The sequence below is a fragment of the Cobetia sp. 4B genome, assembly GCF_018831605.1.
Taxonomy (GTDB): domain Bacteria; phylum Pseudomonadota; class Gammaproteobacteria; order Pseudomonadales; family Halomonadaceae; genus Cobetia; species Cobetia amphilecti.
In genome coordinates this window covers 3,914,852-3,938,980 of record NZ_CP059843.1, presented here as the reverse complement: position 1 = coordinate 3,938,980, position 24,129 = coordinate 3,914,852, and the positions used below count along the sequence as shown (strand labels likewise).

The window sequence follows — 24,129 nt, the reverse complement described above, 5'->3', positions numbered from 1 at the left end:
TCGAGTATCTGGATGTCGCTGTTCTGGGCATCCTGCAACAGGGTGGCGGCTTCTGTCGTCACCCTGTTGTGCGTCTGGCGGTCAGTCGAGGAGAGAACATGCCCGAATTACCGGAAGTCGAGACGACCCGTCGCGGTATCGCGCCGCTGGTCGAGGGCCAGGAGGTCACCGAGGTGATCGTGCGTCAGCCGCGTCTGCGGACCCCTGTGCCCGGCGAACTCGCCGAATGGCTGGTGGGTCAGCGTTTCGGCACGCTTGCGCGTCGCGCCAAGTACCTGCTGTTGCCGATTGCCGATGGCCATCTGCTCTGGCACCTGGGCATGTCCGGTAGCCTCAGACTGGTGCCCATCGGCACGCCGCCACGCACGCATGATCATGTCGATGTCGTGCTCGGCAACGGCCATATACTGCGCTATCACGATCCACGTCGCTTCGGCTTCGTCGACTTCGTGCGCGGTGACCCGCATGCCGATACGCGCCTGGCGCGACTCGGGCCGGAGCCGTTGTCCGATGCCTTCAATGGCGAGCACCTCTTTGCGCGCTCCCGCAAGCGCCGCGTGGCGATCAAGCCGTTTCTGATGGACAACGCCAATGTGGTGGGCGTGGGCAATATCTACGCCAGCGAGGCGCTGTTCATGGCGGGTGTCGACCCGCGCCGTCCTGCCGGTGAAGTGACGCGCGAGGAGTGCGAGCGCCTCGCCAACGCCGCCAGCAGCGTGCTGGCCGCGGCGATCGCCCAGGGGGGCACCACGCTGCGTGACTTCGTCGGCGGAGATGGCAAGCCGGGCTACTTCGCGCAAAGCCTCAACGTCTACGGGCGGGGTGGCGAGCCATGCCGCGAATGCGGCCACGAGATCATGAGTCTGGTGCTGGGCCAGCGCGCCAGCTGCTTCTGCCCTTATTGTCAGCGCTAGCGGCGAGCCGCATCAGACCACTGCTTGACCGGGGGCTCCGTGACCGGGGCCGCCATGACGACTAGAATAGGCCCGTTCGGGCGCGTCCTGTCGTCGTCCTGTCCCTTCCTCTGCTTTCTGGATATTTCCCGTGACTGAACGTCTGCGCCTGAAGAAGAATGCTGATCGCCGCCTCAAGGCCGGCCATCTGTGGCTGTACTCCAATGAAGTCGATACCGTCGCGACGCCGCTCAAGAACTTCGAGCCGGGCGCCCAGGCCATCATCGAGGCCAGCAATGGTCGTGCGATGGGTGTTGCCTACGTCAACCCGAACTCGCTGATCTGCGCGCGCATCGTGTCGCGCAACCCGGAACAGCGTCTGGATCGCTCGCTGCTGGTGCACCGCTTCAACCAGGCGCTGTCGCTGCGCGAGAGCCTCTATGACAAGCCGTTCTATCGTCTGGTCCACGGCGAAGGCGACCTGCTGCCGGGCCTGATCGTCGATCGCTTCGGCGACGTGCTGGTCTGTCAGCTCAACACCTTCGGCATGGAGCGTCTGGCGGAAGTGATCGTCGATGCGCTGCTCAAGGTCGTCAAGCCGACAGCCATCGTGTTCAAGAACGATTCCAGCGGTCGCCGCCAGGAACAGCTCGAGCGCAACGTCGAAGTCGTCTACGGCGAGTTGCCGGAAAGCGTGCTGCTGGAAGAGAACGGGGTCCAGTTCACGGCGCCGGTACTCGACGGCCAGAAGACCGGCTGGTTCTACGATCACCGCGCCAACCGTGCCTGGTTGAACCGTCAGGTCGAAGGCAAGCGCGTGCTGGATCTGTTCAGCTACGTCGGTGGCTGGGGCGTGCAGGCGGCGGCGCATGGCGCCAGCGAAGTGCTGTGTGTCGATGCTTCCGGCGCGGCACTCGAGCGTGTCTCGGGCAATGCCGTGCTCAATGGTGTCGAGGATCGCGTCTCCATCGCGGAATCGGATGTCTTCGAGGCCCTCTCGGCCCTGCGTGCGGAAGGCGAGCAGTTCGACGTCATCATCGCGGATCCGCCCGCCTTCATCCGCAAGCGCAAGGACATCACCAACGGCGAGCGCGCCTATGCACGCCTCAACCGTGAAGCCATGCGTCTGCTGGGTCGTGACGGTCTGCTGATGTCCGGCTCCTGCTCCATGCATCTGGCGCCGGAGCGCCTGATGGATGTGGTGCGTGGCGCCGTGCGTCACCAGGACCGCCATGGTCAGGTCATCTTCCAGGGTCATCAGGCCAGTGACCACCCGGTGCACCCGTCCATCCCCGAGACGTCCTACCTCAAGGCCCTCGGTGTGCGCGTCTATCGCGACTGATGACGCCTGACGGCTATCAGGACTGATGGCTGTGCCATTCGGCATCGACGACAACGCCGCCCTTCGGGGCGGCGTTGTCGTCTGTGGCTTGTGAGTCGTCTGTGGCTTGTGAGTCGTCTGTGGCTTGCCTATCGACTTCAGCTCGCTTTTGGCTAATCGTCCATGGCTCATGGACTCTGATAGTCTGACGGCATGTATAGACGACTGACATCTCATCACAATCTCGTGCTGCTCGATCACTGGCGCAACCTGCTGGAAAGCGAGGGCATCCCCTGTGAGCTGCGCAATCGCCTGCTCGGCTCGGCCGCGGGCGAGTTGCCCGTGCTCGACTGCGAGCCCCAGCTGTGGGTGGCAGAGCATGACCTTGCACATGCCCGCCGCCTGCTGGCGAGCATCGAGGCCGCGCCGCCCTTGCCGGACTGGCAGTGTGCCTGTGGCGAACGTCTCGAGGGCAGCTTCAGCGAGTGCTGGGCGTGTGGGGCAAGCGCGCCGCAGCAGCCCGCACCACAGGCGCGTCCGCGTGATGAGGACCCGGAGTTCGTGGCATGAGCAAAGGCACCCCGAAGGCGAGCGCCGCGCCGCCGTTGACGCAAGACTCCCCCGGTTGGGCGTTGCCACGGCCGTTCCTGTTGCCGATCAGCGTGAAGAAGAAGGCGCTGGATGGTTATGGTCACGTCAACAATGCCGAGTATGTGCGCTGGCTGGAGGACATCAGCTGGGCACACTCCGAAGCGTTGGGGCTTGGCCTGGCGCACTACCGTGAGCAGGACCGCGGCATGGCGGTGCACCGTCACGAGATCGACTATCTGGCCAGTGCGCGACTTGGCGATTCACTGATGCTGGCGACCTGGCTGGTGGATTGCGATGGTCGCCTGAGTCTGACGCGTCGCTTCCAGCTGCGCCGGTGCTCGGATGGCCAGACGCTGCTGGAGGCGCGCACGCGCTTTGTCTGCATCGAGCTCTCGAGTGGACGGGCCCGGCGCATGCCCGGCGCCTATCGTGAATGCTATTCGGCGGCGCTGGTGAGTGAGGAAACTGCCAGTCAGCGATGATTCCTCGCATTCCACTGCATCATTGGCGTGTTTTGGTGAATCTTGCTGGTATCTGATTGGCGAGACGCTGACGAGTCTGCTGTGCTTGTAGCAGGCGTCGTGATGACGTCAGTGCATTCCGCCAGCAGTGCAAGGAGTTCACCATGCAGATTGCCGTGCCGAAGGAAATCAAGAACCACGAGTATCGCGTCGCCCTCACGCCTGCCGGTGTGCGCGAGCTGATCGCCCAGGGCCATGAGGTGATCGTCGAGTCTGGCGCCGGGGAGGGCAGTGGCTACCCCGATGCCGAATATCAGGGCGTGGGCGCGCGTCTCGAGTCGGACGTCGAGCGGGTCTTTCGCGACGCCGAGCTGATTCTCAAGGTCAAGGAGCCGCAGCCGGCCGAGGTCGCGCGGCTCACCCACGGCCAGACCCTGTTCACCTATCTGCATCTGGCGGCCGCTCGTGAGCTGACCGAGAGCCTGCTGGAGAGCGGCGTGACGGCCATCGCCTACGAGACCATCACGGATGCCGACGGGGGGTTGCCGCTGCTGGCGCCCATGAGTCGCGTCGCCGGGCGCATGGCGATCCAGGCCGGCGCGCACGCGCTGGAGAAGGCGCAGGGCGGCATGGGCGTGCTGTTGCCCGGCGTGCCCGGCGTGCCGCCGGCGCGGGTCACGGTGATCGGTGGTGGCGTGGTGGGGGAGAACGCGGCACGCATGGCGCTGGGGCTCGGCGCCGAGGTGGTGATTCTCGATACTTCACTGGCGCGCCTCGAGACGCTGGATCATCGCTATCAGGGCCAGATTCGTACCGTCTATTCGACCTCCGAGGCGCTGGAGGAAGCGGTGCGGCAATCGGCATTGATCATCGGTGCCGTGCTGGTGCCCGGCGCGGCGGCTCCCAAGCTGATTCGCCGCGAGCATCTGCGCAAGATGACGCCGGGCGCCGTGCTGGTGGATGTCGCCATCGATCAGGGCGGTTGCTTCGAGACCAGTCAGGCGACGACTCACGCCGAGCCGACCTACGTGGTGGATGGCATCGTGCATTACTGCGTGGCCAACATGCCCGGCGCGGTGGCACGCACCTCGACCCAGGCGCTGACCAGCGCGACGCTGCCGTATATCGTGCGCCTCGCCAATGGCGGCTATCGCGAGGTGCTGAGCCGAGACAGCCACTTTGCCGCGGGCCTCAATGTGCACGCGGGGCAATTGATCCTGCCGGAAGTCGGCGAGGCCTTCGACATGCCGGTCACCGCGCTCGCCGAGGCACTGGCGAAGGAGTGAGCCGGGCGCGCCGGCCCTTACGAAGGCTGCACGCCTCAGGGTAAGATGTGGGGCATATAGCGACAGGTCATGGTGGCTGCGTTCGAGGACTTCGAGCGGCGCTGCCGCGACCTGTCGTGATCCATTGTGAGCGAGTGCAGCCCCGCGGCACGACCTCCCGACCCAGACGCCCAAGAAGTGCATCCATGACCAAGACCCGCGTTCTTACCGGCATCACGACCACCGGCACCCCTCATCTCGGCAACTATGTCGGCGCCATCAAGCCTGCCATCGAAGCCAGTCAGGACCCGACGGTCCAGTCCTTCTACTTCCTCGCCGACTTCCACGCCCTGATCAAGTGTCAGGACCCGAAGCGCGTGCAGGAGTCGCGTCGTGAGATCGCCGCCACCTGGCTGGCTCTGGGTCTGGACACCGACAACGCCATCTACTATCGCCAGTCGGACGTGCCGGAAATCCCGGAGCTGATGTGGCTGCTCAACTGCGTGTGCGCCAAGGGCTTGATGAACCGTGCGCATGCCTACAAGGGCGCCGTGGCCGAGAACGAAGAGAGCGGTATCGAGGATCTCGATCGCGGCATCAGCATGGGCCTGTTCAGCTATCCGGTGCTGATGGCGGCGGACATCCTGATGTTCAATGCGCACAAGGTGCCGGTGGGGCGTGACCAGATTCAGCATATCGAGATGGCGCGCGACATGGCCGGGCGCTTCAACCACCTCTTCAAGGGCAACTACTTCACCATGCCCGAAGCGGTGACCGACGAGAAATCCCAGCTGCTGCTGGGTCTCGACGGGCGCAAGATGTCCAAGAGCTACAACAACACCATCCCGCTGTTCGGCACCGAGAAGCAGCTGCTCAAGAGCGTGCGCAAGATCAAGACCAACTCGCTGGAGCCGGGCGAGCCGAAGGACCCGGATACCTGTTCGCTGTTCCAGATCTATTCGGCCTTCGCCACCGAGGCGGAAGTCGCCGCCATGCGTGAGCAGTACGCGGCCGGTATCGGCTGGGGCGACGCCAAGAACCAGCTGTTCGAATACCTGAATGACCACCTCAAGGCGCCGCGCGAGCGTTACGTCGAGCTGATGGAAGACCCGGCGCATGTCGAGGCGATCCTCAAGCGTGGCGCCGAGCGGGCCCGCGAAGAGGCCGCACCGATGATGGAGCGCCTGCGTCGCGCCGTCGGCCTGGGCAACTTCCTCTAGGTCGCCCGTCCACGCTGCTCGATCGGCCCCCGTCATCTTCCCGGATGGCGGGGGTTTCTGTTGTTGGCGCCATCGTTTCAGAGGGTGGCGTCTTCGGGGCTGTCATGCTGATGGTGCCCGGGGCGTGATGTCAGGCATATACCCGCGGGGAATGAAAAGCGTGCTGGAAATTCATTCACAGCTATAAAGCGACGCGTTAGGCTTGCCGCATCAATGCTTCAAGCATGCTGAATACACAAGGGGGTACGACATGAGTCAACACGCGATGCCGGGCAAGGCCAGTGAGCCTGCCCAGCCATCTAGCACCATCAACCCTCGCGCCGTCTGGGCGGGTGGTCTGCTGGTCATTGCCTCGGTGCTGCTAAGCCTGGTCGCCGGCTGGCGTCAGGGCCTGCTGTTGCTGATCGGCGGCGCGCTGGGCGTGGTGCTCTATCACGCGGCCTTCGGCTTCACCTCCGCCTGGCGAGTGTTCATCACCGAGCGTCGTGGCCGTGGCCTGCGTGCCCAGATGCTGATGCTGGCGATTGCCGTGGTGCTGTTCTTCCCGGTATTGGCAGCGGGCAGCCTGTGGGGGCAGGACGTCTCCGGCTTCGTCTCGCCGCTGGGCACCTCCGTCGTGGTCGGCGCCTTCCTGTTCGGCCTCGGCATGCAGCTGGGCGGCGGTTGCGCCTCGGGCACGCTGTTCACCGTCGGCGGCGGCAATGCGCGCATGGTGATCACCCTGATCTTCTTCTGCGTCGGCTCGGTGATCGGCACCGCGCACTTCAGCTGGTGGCAGAGCCTGCCGTCGCTGCCTGCCGTCTCGCTGGTGGACAGCTTCGGCGCGCTGGGCGGCATCATCGTCAGCCTAGTGCTGTTCGCCATCATCGTGCTGGTGACGCGCAAGCTGGAGAAGCGTCGTCACGGTGAGCTCGAGAAGGCCGCCGTGACCGACAGCCAGCCGCGCGGCCTGTCACGTTTCCTGCGCGGCCCCTGGCCGCTGCTGGCGGGCGCGGTGGCGCTGGCGCTGCTCAACTTCGCCACCCTGGCGCTGGCCGGGCGTCCGTGGGGCATCACCTCGGCCTTCGCGCTGTGGGGCACCAAGGTCTACACCACGCTGGGCTTCGATGTCAGTGACTGGGGTTACTGGCAGGCGGCGGGCAATGCCAAGGCACTGGCGGCACCGCTCTACACGGACATCACCACGGTGATGAACATCGGCATCGTGGTCGGGGCGCTGGCGGCAGCGCTGCTGGCCGGCAAGTTCGCGCCGAAGTGGAACATTCCGCTGCGCTCGCTGGTGGCTGCCGTGCTGGGTGGCCTGCTGCTGGGCTACGGCGCGCGGCTGGCCTTCGGCTGCAACATCGGCGCCTACTTCGGCGGCATCTCCTCCGGCAGCCTGCATGGCTGGCTGTGGCTGGTGATGGCCTTCGCCGGCAACATGCTGGGCGTGAAGCTGCGTCCCTTCTTCGCCCTTGCGCCGCGCAAGCCGGCATCGCGTGCCGATCTGGCCTGAGCCGTTCCCCGCACGTGACCGCGAACGCCTCGCTCCTTCCCCGTCAGGGGGATGAGCGGGGCGTTTCTCGTCATGCAGTACCCTTGTCTGCGCAACGCACGCCGACCTTGCACAGGCTGCCGGAGATAGCACTGCGCGTGCTATCATCATGCCTTGTTCGCACGTGGAAACTGCACGTCGAAAGGTCCCTCGGACGCCCGGTTGCCAGCAGGTCTTCTGCGGTACTTCAGCGGGCATGCTGCGCTTGTCTGCCGGCATGCCGAGAAGCTTGCCGAGCGTGAGGTCGTCCCCACTGATTCAAGAGTCTCGCCATGACGGATACTTCCAAGCGCGCCCTGTACGTTCCTTACGCCGGCCCGAGCCTGCTCGAGATGCCGCTACTCAACAAGGGCAGCGCCTTCAGCCTCGAGGAGCGTGTCAGCTTCAATCTGATGGGCTTGCTGCCGCAGAATGTCGAGAGCATCGAAGAGCAGGTCGCGCGCGTCTACAGCCAGTATCAGCAGTGCGCCACCGACCTCGACAAGCACATCCTGTTGCGCTCGGTGCAGGACGACAACGAGACCCTGTTCTTCCGCGTGATCGAGGAACACCTCGAGGAGATGATGCCGATCATCTACACCCCGACCGTCGGTCAGGCGTGCGAGGAGTTCTCCAACATCTACCGCAACCACCGCGGGCTGTTCATCTCCTACCCGGACCGCGAGCACATGGATGACATCCTGCGCTCCGCGACCAAGGACAACGTCAAGGTCATCGTCGTCACCGATGGCGAGCGTATCCTCGGGCTGGGCGATCAGGGCATCGGCGGCATGGGCATCCCCATCGGCAAGCTGTCGCTGTACACCGCCTGTGGCGGCATCAGCCCGGCCTACACCCTGCCGATCTCGCTGGACCTGGGCACCAACAACCAGAAGCTGCTCGACGACCCGCGCTACATGGGCTGGCGTCACGAGCGCGTCACCGGTGATGACTACAACGCCTTCGTGGCCGAGTTCATCACTGCCGTGAAGCGTCGCTGGCCGAAGGCCATGATCCAGTTCGAGGACTTCGCGCAGGCCAACGCCATGCCGCTGCTCGAGCGTTACCGCGATGAAGTCTGCTGCTTCAATGACGACATCCAGGGCACCGCCTCCGTGGTGGTCGCGACCCTGATGGCGGCCTGCAAGGCCAAGGGCGAGAAGCTCTCCGACCAGCGCGTCACCTTCCTGGGTGCCGGTAGCGCCGGCTGCGGTATCGCCGAGATGATCGTGGTGGCGATGGTCAAGGAAGGCATGGAAGAGGCCGAGGCCCGCAAGCGCGTCTTCATGGTCGATCGCTTCGGTCTGCTGACCAGCGACATGGAAGGCCTCTACGACTTCCAGAGCCGTCTGGCCCACGATATCGACAGCGTGGCCGACTTCGGTGACCGCGGCCTGCTGGATGTGGTCAAGGCTGCCAAGCCGAGCGTGCTGATCGGTGTGTCCGGCCAACGTGGCCTGTTCAGCGAAGACGTGATCCGTGCCGTGCAGGCCGGCTGCGAGAGCCCGCTGGTGATGCCGCTGTCCAACCCGACCTCACGCGTCGAGGCGACACCGGCGGAAGTCATCGAGTGGACCGACGGCAAGGCGCTGGTCGCCACCGGCAGCCCGTTCGCGCCGGTCGAGCACAACGGCCATACCCACGCGATCGCCCAGTGCAACAACGCCTACATCTTCCCGGGCATCGGTCTGGGCGTGCTGGCGTCCAACGCCTCACGCATCACCGACAACATGCTGATGGCCGCCGCCAACGCGCTGGCCAACAACGCCCCCATCGTCCTGAAGGGCGAGGGCGCGCTGCTGCCGTCACTGGGCGATATCCAGGACATCAGCCGTCAGATCGCCTTCGACGTGGCGCGTCAGGCCCAGACCGATGGTGTGGCACTGACCTCCAGCGACGAGATCATCCAGGCCAATATCGAGAAGAACTTCTGGCAGCCGCGTTACCGCGCCTACCGTCGCAAGGCGTTCTGATCGCGCCTGCGTCTGACCCGTCAGTGAGCGCATGAAGCAGAGTGCGTAAATGAAGAAGCCCCCGCAGGCCATGCCTGCGGGGGCTTTTGTGTTGCAGTCAGCGCTGCGGTGAGCGGCTGGCGGGTTACAGCATGCCGCGCAGCACGTAGTGGAGGATGCCGCCGTGACGGTAGTACTCCAGCTCGTTGTCGGTATCGATGCGGCACAGCGCCTCGATCTTCTGCTCACCCTTGTCGCTCTTGAAGGTGACCTGGACCTTGCCGCCGGCCGTCAGGTCATTCAGGCCGCTGATGCTGATTTCCTCATCACCGGTCAGCCCCAGCGACTGGCGGCTCTCGCCTTGTGGGAACTGCAGCGGCACCACGCCCATGCCGATCAGATTGGAGCGGTGGATACGCTCGTAGGACTCGGCGATCACCGCGCGTACGCCCAGCAGCAGGGTGCCCTTGGCGGCCCAGTCACGCGAGGAGCCAGTGCCGTACTCCTTGCCGGCGACCACCACCAGCGGCGTGCCTTCCTCGGCATACTTCATGGCGGCATCGTAGATGGCCATCTGCTCGCCGGACGGCACGTGGCGGGTCTCGCCGCCCTCGACGCCATCGAGCATCTCGTTGCGGATACGCACGTTGGCGAAGGTGCCGCGCATCATCACTTCGTGGTTGCCGCGACGCGAGCCGTAGGAGTTGAAGTCCTTGACCTCGACCCCGTTCTTCTTGAGGTAGCGACCCGCCGGGCTGTCCGGCTTGATGGCACCGGCCGGAGAGATGTGGTCGGTGGTCACCGAGTCGCCGAGCATCGCCAGCACGCGGGCATTCTCGACATCCTGAACGGCTTCCGGCTCACGCTGCATGCCTTCGAAGAACGGCGGATGCTGGATGTAGGTGGAGTCCTTCCACTCATACACTTCGGCTTGCGGCACGTCGATGGCCTGCCAGGTCTCGTCACCGTCGAAGACCTCGGCGTACTCCTTGCGATACATCTCGGTACGCACCTGCTCGACGGCCTCGGCGATCTCGGCCTGACTCGGCCAGATGTCCTTGAGGAAGACGTCATTGCCGTCGGTGTCCTTGCCCAGCGGCTCCTTGGAAAGATCGACCCGCACGGTGCCGGCGAGGGCATAGGCGACCACCAGGGGCGGCGACGCCAGCCAGTTGGTACGCACGTTGGGATGCACGCGACCCTCGAAGTTGCGGTTGCCCGACAGCACCGAGGCGACCGTCAGGTCACGCGTGTTGATGGCGTCCTCGACCGGTTCCGGCAGCGGGCCGGAGTTGCCGATACAGGTGGTGCAGCCATAGCCGACCAGGTTGAAGCCCAGCTCGTTGAGGTCATCCTGCACGCCGGCAGTTGCCAGGTAGTCGGTGACGACCTTGGAGCCCGGCGCCAGTGAGGTCTTGACCCACGGCTTGCTGCTCAGGCCTTTCTCGCGTGCCTTGCGCGCCACCAGGCCAGCCGCCAGCATCACGCTGGGGTTGGAGGTGTTGGTGCAGGAGGTGATGGCGGCGATGACGACATCACCGTGATCGAGGCGGAAGGTCTCGCCATTCAGCTCGCTGTAATCGCCGTTCTTCACCTCGCTCTGCTTGTCGTAGCTCTGCTCGACATCGACGGCGGTCTGGCCACCCTCGGACAGCCACTTGCCGTCCTCGATGTCCGGCACTTCGCCCAGCTGATCGCCGAGTATCTTCTCGAAGGTCTGCTTGATGTCGGTGAGGGCGACGCGGTCCTGCGGGCGCTTGGGGCCGGCGAGGGAGGCGACGACCTCGGTCATGTCCAGCTCGAGCGTATCGGAGAAGACCGGCTCGTGGCCCGGCTCGCGCCACAGACCCTGCTCCTTGGCGTAGGCCTCGACCAGCGCGACCTGCTCATCGGAGCGACCGGACAGACGCATGTAGTTGAGCGTCTCGTCATCCAGCGGGAAGAAGCCGCAGGTAGCGCCATACTCCGGCGCCATGTTGGCGATGGTCGCGCGGTCGGCCAGCGGCAGGTCATCCAAGCCATCACCGTAGAACTCGACGAACTTGCCGACCACGCCACGGCTTCTCAGCATCTGGGTGACGGTCAGCACCAGGTCAGTCGCGGTGATGCCTTCGTTGAGCTTGCCGGTCAGCTTGAAGCCGACCACTTCCGGAATCAGCATCGAGACCGGCTGGCCGAGCATCGCAGCTTCCGCCTCGATGCCGCCGACACCCCAGCCCAGCACGCCGAGGCCGTTGATCATGGTGGTGTGGGAGTCGGTGCCGACCAGGGTGTCGGGGTAGGCGAAGGTCTTGCCATCTTCCTCGCGGGTGAAGACGGCGCGGCCGAGATATTCCAGGTTCACCTGGTGGCAGATGCCGGTGCCCGGCGGGACGACGGAGAAGTTGTCGAAGGCCTGCTGGCCCCAGCGCAGGAATTCGTAACGTTCGCGGTTACGCTCCATCTCGATGCGCACGTTGTCCTTGAAGGCGCTCGGATCGCCGTAGTGGTCCACCATCACCGAGTGGTCGATGACCAGGTCCACCGGAGTCAGCGGGTTGACCTTCTCGGGGTCGGCGCCGAGCTTCTTGACGGCGTCACGCATGGAGGCCAGATCGACCACACCGGGCACGCCGGTGAAATCCTGCATCAGCACGCGCGCCGGACGATAGCCGATCTCGTGGGTGCTGGAGGCGGTCTTCTGCCAGTCGGCCAGCGCCTTGATGTCTTCCTTGGTCGCGGTTTCACCGTCCTCGAAGCGCAGCTGATTCTCCAGCAGCACCTTGAGCGTGAAGGGCAGTCGCGTCAGGTCGCCAAGCGTGTCGGCCGCCTTCTTGAGCGAGTAGTAGTGATAGCGCTTGTCTCCGACTTCCAGCTCGGAGAGGGTGTCAAGCGAATCCAGTGACTGAGAGCGCTGGGAACCCATGATTCTCCTCCTTGTCGTTGTCTTCACCGGCCAGACTGCTGAAGTGTCGTTCAACAGGCGCGTCAGGTGCCTCGGCCGGATGCGACGCGTCGCGAGAGCGACTGCCGGGTCGCGGATGGTTACCTACATAAGGCTATGGTCATCATGTGACAGGAATTCAAGCGCACACCATCATCGAGGATAGTGTGAAGCAAGGAACCCTGCGTCGCGTTCGCTGCCATAGAGATTGCCGCCACGACTCTCGCGCGGCGTGAATGCGGCCCCTAAAGTATCCGGGACAGGGGTATCCGAAACGGTGACATCCAAGACGGTGGCCCCCCTGGCGGTGCCACCCGCAACGTCCGTCGCGTTCACCATCAGGCACAACGGAGGCTGTCATGAACGAACAAGGGCGCAGGCCGAGCGAGTCCGGCGAGCTGCCGGAAGATGATGAGGTTCTGGATGCGGCGGTCGAGCAGTGGCTGGCGGAGCATTCCTCGGGGCAGTCCGATGTATGGCCGGGCCATGAGTTGCTGGAAGACAAGCAGGCGGGAGCGGTCAATGAGGCGCTGCATGAGGCGGAAATCAACTGCCCCTACTGCGACACGCCCTTCACGGTGTTCCTGGATCTGGACGAGGGCAGCCTGACCAACATCATCGACTGCGAGCGTTGCTGTCAGCCGATCCAGGTGCGCCAGCAGGTCGACCTGGTCAGCGGTGAGCTCGAAGGGCTGGATATCGGCCAGGATGACGACGTGCTGTGACGGCATCTCACCTGCACGGCACGCTGGCACCGGCGCCGGCAGGCATCAGTGACGCAAAGTGACAGGCTTGCAGGGGCAGGGCGCGGCAGATGCTGTATTCTGCAGTCAAGGTCACTTATGATCCCGACACCCGCTGTTGGCGTCATCGCGCTGCCATAGGCAATCTCTATGGTGGTGATTGCAGCAAACATTTGGCATCTGCCACACGTGGCGATTAGTCTGTGTGGCGATTCATCACAAAGGCGGTCCGCTGCCTTTATCATCATTATTCCTCAGGAGATCACCATGAGCGTATTGGTCGGACGTCAGGCCCCGGATTTCGAAGCCGCAGCAGTGCTGGGCGACGGTACCATCGTCGACAACTACAAGCTGTCTGATTCCAACGGCAAGCTGCGCGTGCTGTTCTTCTGGCCGCTGGACTTCACCTTCGTTTGCCCGTCTGAAATCATCGCCCACGACAACCGTCTGGCGAAGTTCAAGGAACTCGGCGTCGAAGTCATCGGTGTGTCCATCGATTCCCAGTTCACTCACCACGCATGGCGCAAGACCTCTCCGGACGCTGGCGGCATCGGTGAAGTCGGCTTCCCGATCGTGGCTGACGTCAAGCACGAAGTCACCCAGGCATACGGCATCGAGCATCCGGAAGCTGGCGTCGCTCTGCGCGCTTCCTTCCTGATCGACGAAGACGGTGTCGTTCAGCACCAGGTCGTCAACAACCTGCCGCTGGGCCGTAACGTCGACGAGATGGTCCGCATGGTCAAGGCCCTGCAGTTCCACCAGACCAACGGCGAAGTCTGCCCGGCAGGCTGGGAAGAAGGTCAGGAAGGTATGAAGGACACCGCTGAAGGTGTTGCCAAGTACCTGGCAGGCCACTCCAGCAGCCTGTAAGTCGCTGCCTGGACGAGATCAGCTCACGCGTCCGCGCTGACTGATCCCGCGACTGCCTTTCGAACCTTCGGTAATGAGTGTCTCGAGAGGTAGGCGAACCGGAAGCCGTCGCCCTTGGCGGCGGCTTCCGCGCATCTGGGCAATGCCATCCTGCGGGGGCGTGCTTGAGCATAAGCTTCTGCGATGCCGGTCTGAGTCCGGTGCTGAAAGCTGGCGGCGTCTGCGCTACTCTGCGCAGTCCTTGTTCGCCTCACCAGCCCGGCGAGCCAGCGAGTACAAGTGCTTCCAGCGGGAAGCCTGCACGGGCGCCAGCGGGCCCGGATCATCACGCCGTGTCCTGAACCATGTCGATCGCATGCGCCGTCTGCAGCGTTGTCGGTATCGTTCAGTACATTGATCGCCAGCAGCCGCCATTGCTGCTGGTGAAATCCTCCGCCTTCATCTGTCACTGAGGTCATCCATGAGCAATGTCCGTCACGAACGTCTGATCATTCTCGGTTCCGGCCCGGCGGGTTACACCGCTGCCGTCTACGCTGCACGTGCCAATCTCAAGCCGCTCCTGATCACCGGCATGCAGATGGGTGGTCAGCTGACCACTACCACCGACGTCGACAACTGGCCCGGCGACGATGCTGGCGTGCAGGGACCGGAGCTGATGGAGCGCATGCGTCGTCACGCCGAGCGCTTCGAGACCGAAGTCCTGTTCGATCACATCAACGAAGTGACCCTCGGCGAGCGTCCGTTCCTGCTCAAGGGTGACAACGGCAGCTACAGCTGTGATGCCCTGATCATCGCCACCGGCGCCAGCGCGCAGTATCTGGGCCTGCCGAGTGAGCAGCAGTTCATGGGCCAGGGCGTCTCGGCCTGTGCGACCTGCGACGGCTTCTTCTATCGCAATCAGGAAGTCGTGGTGGTCGGTGGCGGCAACACCGCTGTCGAGGAAGCGCTGTACCTGTCTAACATCGCCTCCAAGGTCACGCTGGTGCATCGCCGTGACAGCCTGCGTGCCGAGAAGATCCTGCAGGACAAGCTGTTCGACAAGGTCGAGAACGGCAACATGGCGGTCGAATGGCACCACACCCTCGACGAAGTGCTGGGCGACAACTCCGGTGTCACCGGCGTGCGTCTGCGTCATGTCGAGAGCGGTGCCACCAAGGAATTGAGCTCGATGGGCGTGTTCATCGCCATCGGCCACCGTCCGAATACCAGCCTGTTCGAAGGCCAGCTCGACATGCAGGGCGGCTATCTCAAGGTCCAGTCCGGTCTGGAAGGCAATGCCACCCAGACCAGCATCCCCGGCGTCTATGCCTGTGGCGATGTGATGGACCACGTCTACCGTCAGGCGATCACCTCTGCCGGTACCGGCTGCATGGCGGCGCTGGATGCCGAGCGTTATCTGGACGGCCTCATCGCCTGAGATCGCCCTGTCTGTTGCAACAGTGTCTGATTCGAGAAAGTCTGATTCAGCACTGCCCGACCGGCCCCGCAGCCTCGCTGCGGGGCCGGTTTGCGTTCAAGTCCCTGCCAGGTCTGCGCCGGGAGAGCTGAGTGCTGCTGACAGCTCAGTAATGGGGCGGCAGCTCGTCGTGTGGCTGCGCACCGAAAGGTGCTGCCGAGTCTGCGTCGCCTTGCTGCTCGCGCAGGGTGCGTAGCTGGTTGGCCATCAGCGCGGTGAGGCGCTCGAGTGTCTCTATCTGACGCTGTTGGGCGATGACGGTGCGATCGAGGGTCTCGAGCCAGTCATCCTGATGCGCGAGTCGCGATTCCAGTGCTTCCAGTCGGGCTTCCAGTCGGGCTTCCAGGCTGGGATCAGTCGAGGTTGTCATGCATCTGGGCTCCAGAGGGTGAGGGAATGGTCCGCGTGGGCAGTGGGGGAGGAGGGTGAGGCGGCCGCCGATGGGTGACGAGACTCATGCCATGTCTCATGCCAGGATTTATGAGCGATGGCACGCCGAATCATCGCTGCGGCCGTTGCCTGGATCGTTGTCGAATTACCGCAAAGTGTTGAAGGATTGTCACTGAGTTGCCTCAGACGCATCAGGAAGAGGCGTGATAGACTGTTGACAGTGCGATTGACTTATTTTTCGTATATCGCACCCATTGACGGCCTTCGATTGCCTGCGCTTCGCGCGTCATTGACAGGGCCGGTTCCATCGACTGATGTGGAGTTACCTGCATCACGAGCCACGACGTCGCCAGAGCGATGCGCAGGCATCTTCGCGTGTATCAGTGACGGTGACGGGCACCGCCGTGAGGCGCTGCATTCAGGCAGTTTCCCGACTGACGATAGCTGCTGTAACCCTGTCGTGCGGTCAGGCGCTGTCCATTGCGATCAAGGGCAGAACATTCTGATAGGGATCATCCGAAGCACTCATTTCTGCCCTCGCGTTACACCTCCACCCATTACCTAGAGAGTTTATCTTGATGAGTTCCAAGACGTTCTTCCGTTGTTTCATCATCAGCCTGCTGCTGGCACTGCCGGCACCGTTGCTGATTGCTGTCTTCATCACCCTGACCGGCGGCCAGCTGGCCGACACCCTGAGCCAGGCGCTTAGCGTCGAGGGCTTCGAGCTGGCGTACGCGGCTGCCGTCGCGGCCGTGTTCATCCTGCTGTTGATCGCGACGCTTGCCATTCCGGTGCTGTCTCCGCGCTCTGCAGTACTGGCTGAAGTCGAGGACGACGATCGTGAGATCGGCGAGGTCAAGTGGTTCAACGTCAACAAGGGCTACGGTTTCGTGACCCGTGAAAGTGGTGAAGATGTCTTCGTTCACTTCCGTGCCATTCGTGGCAAGGGCCACCGTACCCTGGCCGAAGGTCAGAAAGTGCGTTACCACGTCATCAGCAATGAGCGTGGCCTGCAGGCGGATGACGTGACAGTCATCACCTGATCGCTGACTCGCTCAGTGAAAGACGACAACGCCCCGCAGGCTAGCCTGCGGGGCGTTGTCGTTTCATGGACTGTCACCAGAAGAGACGGGTCACTCAGCCCTTGTCCGGCCAGGTGAAGGCCTCTTCGCTGCCATCGGCCATGACACGGAAGAAGCGGTCCGGCTCATCACCGGGCTGCCAGCTGCCCAGCGAGCAGCGCGTCTCGACCTGCAGGGCCCTGGCGGCGGCGCGTGCGCAGTCGACATCGCGCGCCCAGGGGGTGCTGGCGCTGTCGAACCACAGGCTGGCGAAGCCATCGGCGACCTTCTCGACCACCAGCACCGCGATCTCGGCACCATCGCGCGTGAGGCGCGTACGGTGCTGCAGCTTGCCGGCCGGCTGGAAGACGACGACCTGACCGAACTGCTCGCCCAGCCAGGCGCCCAGCGCCTCCAGGCTCAAGGGCTTGAGATAGATCTCGATGTCCGGGTACTGCTCATCGGCGTCATTGTGCGGGGTGTCGCTCATGCCGTGGTCTCTTGGGTCGCGGGGACAAACAGGTATTCCAGGATGTGCTCGTAGGCGCTGGAGAGTCGGTCCAGATCGCTGGCCATGACGCGTTCATCGATCTTGTGGATGGTCGCGTTGACCGGCCCCAGCTCGACGACCTGAGTGCCGAGCTTGGCGATGAAGCGACCATCGGAGGTGCCGCCGGAGGTGGACAGCACCGGCTTGCGCCCCAGCGCGCGTTCCACGCCGTGTACGGCGGCATCGACCAGTGCGCCTTCCGGCGTCAGGAAGGGCTCGCCACTCAGGTTCCACTCGATCTCGACGTCCAGACCGTGCTTCTCGAGGATCTCATAGGTGCGACGCTTGAGGTCATCGGCGGTCAGCTCGGTGGAGTAACGGAAGTTGAAGACCACTTCCAGCTCGCCGGGGATGACGTTGGTCGCGCCGGTACCGCCACGGATATTGGAGATCTGGAAGCTGGTCGCCGGGAAGAAGTCGTTGCCGTTGTCCCAATGCTCGGCGGCCAGGGCGGCCAGCGCCGGGGCGGCTTCGTGGATCGGGTTGCGCGCCAGGTGCGGATAGGCCACATGGCCTTGAACACCCTTGACGTGCATGACCGCACCCAGCGAGCCGCGACGGCCATTCTTGATCACGTCACCGGCGTAGTCGGTGGAGGACGGCTCGCCGACGATGCAGTAATCGAGGCGCTCGTGATGCTCGCGCAGATATTCGACCACCGCACGGGTGCCGTGAACCGCCGGGCCTTCCTCGTCGGAGGTGATCAGGAAGGCGATGCGGCCTTCGTGGTCCGGGTTGGCGGTCACGAAGCGCTCGGTGGCGGTCAGCATCGCGGCCAGCGAACCCTTCATGTCGGCGGCGCCGCGGCCACACAGGAAGCCGGCATCATCGATGCACGGCGAGAACGGCGGATACTGCCAGTTGGCTTCCGGGCCCGTCGGCACGACATCGGTGTGACCGGCGAAGGCCAGCACCGGACCATGATGGCCGCGCACCGCCCAGAAGTTGTCGACATCGCCGAAGGGTAGCCGCGTGATGGTGAAGCCCAGCGCCTCGAGGCGTTCGATCATCAGGGTCTGGCAGTCCAGGTCGTCCGGCGTGACCGAGGGGCGTGAGATGAGATCGAAGGCCAGCTCCAGCGTCGGAGACAGATCGGCGGGGCGTGGCGGAAGCGGTGCGTTTGAATCAGTCATCATGGGCCATCGCTGCAGGCGTCATCGCGAGGAGCGACAGCGCGAAATTCGGGGGGAGAGACGAAGTGTCTTCACGCCGGCCCGGACACTGCTGCCCGAGCCGGGAAATGCCACGATGGCCTGCCAGAGGTGCAGCCCCTGACAGGCCATCGTCACGCGCCTCAGTTGTGGGCGTGCAGGGCATCGTTGAGCGCGATGGCGCTCTTGTTGGTGCGGCACTCGACACGGCCGGTGACGGAGTTGCGACGCAGCAGCAGGTCGTCCTGGCTCGCCAGCTCACGGGCCGCGACCGTCTCGACTTCCTGGCCTTCGTTGTCGAAGACCATGACCTTGGTGCCGGCGGTGATGTAGAGGCCAGCTTCCACGGTGCAGCGATCGCCCAGCGGGATGCCGATACCGGCATTGGCGCCGATCAGGCAGCCTTCGCCGACCTTGATGACGATGTTGCCGCCACCGGACAGGGTGCCCATGGTGGAGCAACCGCCGCCCAGATCAGAGCCCTTGCCGACGAAGACGCCCGCGGAGATGCGGCCTTCGATCATGCCCGGGCCTTCGGTACCGGCATTGAAGTTGCAGAAGCCTTCGTGCATCACGGTGGTGCCTTCGCCCAGATAGGCACCCAGACGCACGCGTGCGGTATCGGCGATACGAATGCCGGTCGGCACCACGTAGTCGGTCATCTTCGGGAACTTGTCGACGCAGTCCACGGACAGGGTGCGACCTTCCAGACGGGCCTTGAGGCGACGCGCCGGCAGCTCTTCGATGTCGATGGCGCCTTCGCTGGTCCAGGCGACATTCTTGAGCAGACCGAACATGCCGGTCAGGTCGATGCCGTGCGGACGCACCATGCGGTGAGACAGCAGGTGCAGCTTGAGGTAGACCTCCGGCACGCTCTGCGGGGCGGCGTCTTCCTCGATGAACATCGCGACCAGCGGGCGCTGGCTGGCGGCCAGGCTCTCGGCCAGTTCGGCCTGGGCGCTGTCACCGGCATCGCGCAGGGCGCTGGCCAAGGCGGCGCAGTGTTCCGGCAGGAAGCTGGTGGCGGTGGTGCCAGCCGGTGCGTCCAGTGCCTTGCGAGCGGCGTCAGCAACGGCAGCGGTCGGCTTGAACAGCGGGGCAGGATAGTAGACTTCCAGCCAGTCGCCGGTGGTGTTCTGGGTGCCGATTCCGAGGGCAAGGCTCAACATCGTGTCAATCTCCGGGGTGTCCAGTGGTGTAAGGGGTAACTCAGTCCTGCGGTTCGTAGACCGCCTTGTCATAGCCGATCACCAGATCCATCTCATTGTCGGCGGGATGACGCTCGAGAATGGGACGCTTGATCAGGGTCGGGTGCTCCAGCATCAATGCGCGTGCCGAATTGGCATCGAGGCTGTCACGTTGTTCATCGCTCAGGTTGCGCCAGCTGGTGCTGCGCTTGTTGAGCAGGCTGCTCCAGGCGGTCTGCTCCAGCCAGGATTCCAGCAAGCTGGCGGAGAGGCCATCCTCGCGCAGGTCATGCCAGCGATAGGGCACGCCCCGGTCGTCGAGGGCGCGGCGTGCCTTGCGGCAGGTATCACAGGTCTTGATGCCGTAGAGCACGTGCATGGCGGTCTCCTTGAGCCAATCCACCCCGCCGGGCGGGGCTGTCATCCAGTGTTGGGCTGCTGTCAGCCCGTGTGAGCCTGGCGCTCAGCGCAGGCGTTCGACGAAGCGACGCAGGCGCTGGGCGGCTTCGACGGTCTGTTCCAGTTCGGCGACCAGCGCCAGACGAATGCGTCCGGCGCCCGGGTTCACGCCGTCCACCTCGCGCGCCATGTAGCTTGCCGGCAGCACGCCGACCGCCTCTTCACGCAGCAGCTCGCGGGTGAAGGCGGCGTCGTCACCGCCCGGCACGGCGGGATACAGGTAGAAGCTGGCTTCCGGAGTCGGGAAGTCCATCACCGGCGCAAGGATTTCGGTCACGGCGGCAAACTTCTCGCGGTAGGCATCGCGATTGGCCAGCACGTGGGCTTCATCATTCCAGGCAGCGATGGAGGCGTGCTGGTGATGCAGCGGCATCGCGCAGCCGTGATAGGTGCGGTAGTGACGGAAGCGACGGATCACCTCGCCATCGCCGGCCACGAAGCCGGAGCGCAGGCCCGGCAGGTTGGAGCGCTTGGACAGCGAGTGGAAGACCACGCAGCGCGCGTAGTCATCGCGGCCCATGGCGGCACAGGCCTGCAGCAGACCCGGCGGCGGCATGGACTCATCGAGATAGAGCTCCGAGTAGCACTCATCGGAGGCGATCAGGAAATCGTACTCGTCGGCGAGGCGAATCAGCTGCTGGAAGTCCTCCAGCGGTGTCACGGCGCCGGTGGGATTGCCCGGCGAGCAGACGAAGACGATCTGGGTGTCACGCCACACCTCGGCCGGCACCGCTGCGTAGTCGGGGCGGAAGCCATTCTCGGCGGGGCAGGCCAGGTAGGTGACCTCACCGCCCGCCAGCAGCGTCGCGCCTTCGTAGATCTGATAGAAGGGGTTCGGCACCAGTACGCGCGCCGGGCGCGTGCTGTCCAGCGAGGCCTGGATGAAGGCGAACAGTGCCTCGCGGGTGCCGGTGACCGGCAGGACCTGCTGGTCGATATCCGGCGTGGCGTTGAGCGAGAAGCGCTTCGCGAGCCAGTCGGCGATTGCCTGGCGCAATTCTCCCAGACCGCCGGTGGCGGGGTACTTGGCCACGCCCATGATGTGCTCGCGCAGGGTGTCGAGCACGAACTCGGGTGGCGCATGACGCGGCTCGCCGATGGTCAGTGCAATCGGGTCCAGGGCGGGATTGGGCACGACGCCCTCGCGCAGCTTGGCCAGGGTTTCAAACGGGTAGGGCTTGAGCTGGTCGAGATCCGGGTTCATGCACGTTCCATGGGTGATGGCCGTGGCAGCCAGGCTGCCGGCCGAGCAGGGAGGAAGGCGTCCGCGAGTCACCGGACTGCCATGCAGGTCGACTCGCGATTATAGGGAAGCCGGCCGGTCCCCTCAATCGCGGGGTGCCGGCCGGCGCTTTCCCTCTGTACTCTCGTCACGTGCCGTCACGTGCCGTCACGTGCCGTCACGCGTCTCAGCCGCGCTCGCCGACCTCGAGGACTTCGGTGAGGGCGTCACGCAGGCGTGTCTGGCGCTCGGGGTCGGTGATGGGTTCGCCGGCGCGGTCGGTGATGAAGAAGATATCCTCGACGCGCTCGCCGAGGGTGGCGATCTTGGCGGCATCGATGGCGATCTCGTGCTCCATGAACACGCGGCCGATGCGTGCCAGCAGGCCCGGGCGGTCCGAGGCGATCACTTCCAGTACGCTGCGCCCATTGGTGTAGTCCTGACTCAGCGTGATGCGTGGCGCGATGCGGAAGTGCTTGAGCTGGCGCGGCGTATGACGATTGACGATCACCGAGTAGTCATCCGGGTCATCCAGCTCTTCGACCAGATGGGTGCGGATATCGGCCAGGCGTGCGGCGTCGCGGATCGGCTCGCCGTCATCGTCGAGCAGGATGAAGGTGTTGAGCGTCCAGTTGTGGCTCGAGGTGGCGATGCGCGCATCGTGGATCGAGAGCCCCAGCTGCTCCAGTGCCGCGGCGGTGGCTGCGAACAGGTTGTCCACCGAGCGAGTATGGATGAAGACCTTGGTGCCGCCTTCGGTCATCTCCTCGGTGGGCGCGCTGGTCAGTACCAGCGGTAGCGGCTCGCCATGCTCGTCGAGCTGCGGGGCTGCCTGGCGCGCGAGGATGCCCTGGGTGTGCCAGGCCACCTCGCTGGGCGCGTAGCGCACGAAGTAGTCGTCGCCGAGGCTGGCCCACAGCGCCTCGGCGTCAGTGCGGGTGGTGCCCATGCCGGCCAGCAGGGACAGCGCTTCCTCACGGGTCTCGGTGATCCACTCGTGGCGCTCCGGCGGATGTTCGAGGCCACGGCGCAGCGCCCGGCGCGTCTCCATGTGCAGCTGGCGCAGCAATGCCGCACGCCAGCCGTTCCACAGCGACGGGTTGGTGGCGTTGATGTCGGCCACCGTCAGCACGTAGAGATAATCGAGGTGCGTCTCGTCGCCGACGATCTCGGCGAAACGCGTGATGATCTCGGGGTCGGCGATGTCCTGCTTCTGGGCGGTCATCGACATCAGCAGATGGTGGCGCACCAGCCAGCTCAGGGTGCGGGTGTCACGCGGGCTGAGGTCATGACGGCGCGCGAAGTCCTCGACTTCCTCGGCACCGATCTCGGAGTGGTCGCCGCCACGGCCCTTGCCGATGTCGTGATAGAGCCCGGCGATCCACAGCAGCTCCAGCTTGGGCAGCTCGCGGATCAGGGTCGCGGCGACCGGGAATTCCTCCTCGGCATCGGGGGCGCGGAATTCCTGGGCGACCTTGAGCAGGCGCAGGGTGTGCGCATCGACGGTGTAGACGTGGAAGAGGTCGTGCTGCATCAGCCCCACGGCGCGCCCGAAGGCCGGCAGGTACTTGCCGAGGATGCCGTAGCGCGCCATGCGCTTGAGCACGCGGGGCACGTTGCCGCCACAGCGCATCAGCTCCATGAACAGGCTCTGGTGGCGCACGTCGTCGCGGAAGGCGTCGTCGATCTGGTGGCGATGATCACGCAACGCGCGGATGGTGTCGGCGCGCACGCCCTCGATCTCCGGGTGCTGCGCCATCAGCAGGAACAGCTCCAGTAGCGCGGCGGGGCGGCGGCGGAACACGCCTTCCTCGCGCAGGCTGATGTAGCCGCTGCGGATCTCGAAGCGCGGATTGAGCGGCACGATGTTGACCGGCTCGTCATGGCGCAGGATGGCCTCGTCGAAGTGCTGCAGCAGCATGTCGTTTAGGCCCGCCAGGGCGGTGACGTGGCGGTAGTAGCGCTTCATGAACTGCTCGACCGCCAGATGCTCGGGCGTGTCGCGGAAGCCGAACAGCTCGGCGATGGTGCGCTGGTGGTCGAACAGCAGCCGGTCCTCGGCGCGCCCGGCCAGCATGTGCAGCGCGAAGCGCACCTGCCACAGGAAGGCCTGGCCCTGGCTGAGAATGCGCAGCTCGGCATCATTCATGAAGCCCAGCGCGACCAGGTTGTCGTAGCGCTCGACTCCGAAGTGGCGCTTGGCGACCCAGCCGATCATCTGGATGTCGCGCAGGCCGCCGGGCGACGACTTGATGTTGGGTTCGAGGTGATATTCGGTGTTGGCGAACTTGTGGTGGCGAGCGATCTGCTCCTGCCACTTGGCCTCGAAGAAGGCTTCGGCCGGCCACAGACGGTCGGTGGCCAGACGTTCGCGCATGGCCTCGCGCAGCCGCTGAGGGCCGGCGATGACACGGGATTCCAGCAGGTTGGTGATCACGGTGACATCGGCGCGTGCCTCACGCTCGCAGTCACTCAGCGAGCGCACGGACTGGCCGATCTCGAGACCGATGTCCCACAGGAAGGTGATGAAGTCGGACAGTGCCTCACGATAGGGCGTGTCGTCGTCCTGCTCCAGCAACAGCAGCAGGTCGATGTCGGAATGCGGGTGCAGCTCGCCGCGGCCGTAGCCGCCCACGGCGAGCAGGGCGATACCGTCATCCGGCCAGGTCTGGCGCTGCCAGGCGATGGCCAGCAGGCGGTCGATGGCGCGGGCACGACCATGGATGAGGTCGCGGATGTCGGCGCCCGCCTTGAAGCGAGCCTCGAGACGCTCCTGTACCTGTGCCAGAGCCCGCTTGAACAGTGGGATGGGTGTCTTCGTCGTGGCCAGCTCGCCGTCGAAGGTGACGGCATCGTAGAGCGCTTCACGCTCGACGAAGTGATAGTGGTGCAGGAGCATCT

The 24,129-nt window shown here is 64.6% G+C and carries 20 protein-coding genes; 12 read left to right on the top strand and 8 right to left on the bottom strand.

Features of this window, described 5'->3' with window-relative positions:
• The first annotated feature begins 98 nt into the window (after nucleotides 1–98).
• The 8 genes from mutM to H2O77_RS16070 all read left to right on the top strand — a co-directional run bounded on the left by mutM (nucleotide 99) and on the right by H2O77_RS16070 (nucleotide 9,237).
• Nucleotides 99–914, top strand: coding sequence for a bifunctional DNA-formamidopyrimidine glycosylase/DNA-(apurinic or apyrimidinic site) lyase (gene mutM / locus H2O77_RS16105; protein ID WP_215823538.1), 816 nt, complete (start codon nucleotides 99–101; stop codon nucleotides 912–914).
• A gap of 130 nt (nucleotides 915–1,044) precedes the next feature.
• Entirely contained in the window at nucleotides 1,045–2,235 is a 1,191-nt protein-coding gene (locus H2O77_RS16100; RefSeq protein WP_043336266.1) for a class I SAM-dependent rRNA methyltransferase, read from the top strand.
• 192 nt (nucleotides 2,236–2,427) lie between these two features.
• On the top strand, nucleotides 2,428–2,784 hold the full coding sequence (locus H2O77_RS16095; protein WP_215823537.1) for a DUF2007 domain-containing protein: 357 nt from the start codon (nucleotides 2,428–2,430) through the stop codon (nucleotides 2,782–2,784).
• The gene (locus tag H2O77_RS16090; RefSeq protein WP_215823536.1) at nucleotides 2,781–3,287 is read left to right on the top strand and encodes a thioesterase family protein; all 507 of its coding nucleotides are present in this window, start codon (nucleotides 2,781–2,783) and stop codon (nucleotides 3,285–3,287) included. Before H2O77_RS16095 ends, H2O77_RS16090 begins: the two co-directional genes overlap by 4 nt.
• A 143-nt stretch (nucleotides 3,288–3,430) precedes the next feature.
• On the top strand, nucleotides 3,431–4,552 hold the full coding sequence (gene ald / locus H2O77_RS16085) for an alanine dehydrogenase (protein ID WP_215823535.1): 1,122 nt from the start codon (nucleotides 3,431–3,433) through the stop codon (nucleotides 4,550–4,552).
• Nucleotides 4,553–4,737: 185 nt separating this feature from the next.
• Entirely contained in the window at nucleotides 4,738–5,751 is a 1,014-nt protein-coding gene (locus tag H2O77_RS16080; protein WP_215823534.1) for a tryptophan--tRNA ligase, read from the top strand.
• Between the two features lie 265 nt (nucleotides 5,752–6,016).
• On the top strand, nucleotides 6,017–7,246 hold the full coding sequence (locus H2O77_RS16075) for a YeeE/YedE family protein (RefSeq protein ID WP_215824648.1): 1,230 nt from the start codon (nucleotides 6,017–6,019) through the stop codon (nucleotides 7,244–7,246).
• Nucleotides 7,247–7,557: 311 nt separating this feature from the next.
• Nucleotides 7,558–9,237, top strand: a complete 1,680-nt coding sequence (locus H2O77_RS16070; protein WP_043333048.1) for an NAD-dependent malic enzyme — start codon at nucleotides 7,558–7,560, stop codon at nucleotides 9,235–9,237.
• A gap of 124 nt (nucleotides 9,238–9,361) precedes the next feature.
• On the opposite strand, the gene acnA is transcribed toward H2O77_RS16070, so the two are convergent.
• A complete protein-coding gene (gene acnA / locus H2O77_RS16065) occupies nucleotides 9,362–12,121 on the bottom strand; it encodes an aconitate hydratase AcnA (protein ID WP_215823533.1) in 2,760 nt (919 codons plus the stop codon).
• Between the two features lie 377 nt (nucleotides 12,122–12,498).
• On the opposite strand from acnA, the gene H2O77_RS16060 reads away from it, so the two are divergent.
• The 3 genes from H2O77_RS16060 to trxB all read left to right on the top strand — a co-directional run bounded on the left by H2O77_RS16060 (nucleotide 12,499) and on the right by trxB (nucleotide 15,169).
• Nucleotides 12,499–12,864 carry a CPXCG motif-containing cysteine-rich protein gene (locus H2O77_RS16060; protein WP_215823532.1) on the top strand — a complete coding sequence of 122 codons (366 nt, stop codon included), beginning with the start codon at nucleotides 12,499–12,501 and terminating at the stop codon, nucleotides 12,862–12,864.
• Between the two features lie 285 nt (nucleotides 12,865–13,149).
• Nucleotides 13,150–13,752: a peroxiredoxin gene (locus H2O77_RS16055; RefSeq protein ID WP_043333044.1), complete on the top strand. Its 603-nt coding sequence runs from the start codon at nucleotides 13,150–13,152 to the stop codon at nucleotides 13,750–13,752.
• 460 nt (nucleotides 13,753–14,212) lie between these two features.
• Nucleotides 14,213–15,169: a thioredoxin-disulfide reductase gene (trxB, locus tag H2O77_RS16050; protein WP_043333042.1), complete on the top strand. Its 957-nt coding sequence runs from the start codon at nucleotides 14,213–14,215 to the stop codon at nucleotides 15,167–15,169.
• 145 nt (nucleotides 15,170–15,314) lie between these two features.
• On the opposite strand, the gene H2O77_RS16045 is transcribed toward trxB, so the two are convergent.
• The gene (locus H2O77_RS16045; RefSeq protein WP_215823531.1) at nucleotides 15,315–15,578 is read right to left on the bottom strand and encodes a SlyX family protein; all 264 of its coding nucleotides are present in this window, start codon (nucleotides 15,576–15,578) and stop codon (nucleotides 15,315–15,317) included.
• Between the two features lie 598 nt (nucleotides 15,579–16,176).
• Between H2O77_RS16045 and H2O77_RS18090 the strand changes: the two genes are divergently transcribed.
• A complete protein-coding gene (locus H2O77_RS18090; protein ID WP_043333039.1) occupies nucleotides 16,177–16,641 on the top strand; it encodes a cold-shock protein in 465 nt (154 codons plus the stop codon).
• 94 nt (nucleotides 16,642–16,735) lie between these two features.
• Here H2O77_RS18090 and H2O77_RS16035 read toward each other — a convergent pair whose 3' ends face one another.
• From H2O77_RS16035 to H2O77_RS16010, 6 genes are all read right to left on the bottom strand, one after another.
• Nucleotides 16,736–17,149, bottom strand: coding sequence for a hypothetical protein (locus H2O77_RS16035; protein ID WP_043333036.1), 414 nt, complete (start codon nucleotides 17,147–17,149; stop codon nucleotides 16,736–16,738).
• Nucleotides 17,146–18,345, bottom strand: coding sequence for a succinyl-diaminopimelate desuccinylase (gene dapE / locus H2O77_RS16030; protein ID WP_240548640.1), 1,200 nt, complete (start codon nucleotides 18,343–18,345; stop codon nucleotides 17,146–17,148). Before dapE ends, H2O77_RS16035 begins: the two co-directional genes overlap by 4 nt.
• Before the next feature lie 158 nt (nucleotides 18,346–18,503).
• On the bottom strand, nucleotides 18,504–19,529 hold the full coding sequence (gene dapD, locus H2O77_RS16025; protein ID WP_077377814.1) for a 2,3,4,5-tetrahydropyridine-2,6-dicarboxylate N-succinyltransferase: 1,026 nt from the start codon (nucleotides 19,527–19,529) through the stop codon (nucleotides 18,504–18,506).
• 40 nt (nucleotides 19,530–19,569) lie between these two features.
• A complete protein-coding gene (locus tag H2O77_RS16020; RefSeq protein ID WP_318833295.1) occupies nucleotides 19,570–19,971 on the bottom strand; it encodes an ArsC family reductase in 402 nt (133 codons plus the stop codon).
• A 39-nt stretch (nucleotides 19,972–20,010) separates the two neighbouring features.
• The gene (gene dapC / locus H2O77_RS16015; RefSeq protein ID WP_215823530.1) at nucleotides 20,011–21,210 is read right to left on the bottom strand and encodes a succinyldiaminopimelate transaminase; all 1,200 of its coding nucleotides are present in this window, start codon (nucleotides 21,208–21,210) and stop codon (nucleotides 20,011–20,013) included.
• Between the two features lie 205 nt (nucleotides 21,211–21,415).
• Nucleotides 21,416–24,127: a [protein-PII] uridylyltransferase gene (locus H2O77_RS16010; protein ID WP_043333097.1), complete on the bottom strand. Its 2,712-nt coding sequence runs from the start codon at nucleotides 24,125–24,127 to the stop codon at nucleotides 21,416–21,418.
• Between the last annotated feature and the right edge of the window lie 2 nt (nucleotides 24,128–24,129).